Annotated in this window: 1 protein-coding gene; it reads right to left on the bottom strand. The window is 35.4% G+C overall.

Going from position 1 to position 240, the window contains the following annotated elements:
• A partial coding sequence (locus tag TP70_RS10115; protein ID WP_044361425.1) for a reverse transcriptase domain-containing protein occupies positions 1 to 240 on the bottom strand: 240 nt, incomplete at both ends.

The following is a 240-nucleotide window of genomic DNA, read 5'->3' as shown; positions in this document are numbered from 1 at the left end:
TACTTTGGTCATTAGACAACTCAAGAACTTTAAACGTGTGACTGCACCTACTTTACTCTTTTCCTTATTTACAATAAGTTTAAGGTCTTTTTCGATGAATTTTGTCACACTTTCCATGACACGTTGACCTGCTCGTTTTGAACGCACAAAGATGACAAAATCATCGGCATAACGAACAAAACGATGTCCACGTTTTTCCAGTTCTTTATCTAATTCATGTAGATAGATGTTACATAGTAG

The sequence above is a fragment of the Staphylococcus microti genome (assembly GCF_000934465.1).
Classification (GTDB): Bacteria; Bacillota; Bacilli; order Staphylococcales; family Staphylococcaceae; genus Staphylococcus; species Staphylococcus microti.
Note: the sequence above shows the minus strand (reverse complement) of the source record. Positions and strands in the feature narration are given on the sequence as shown.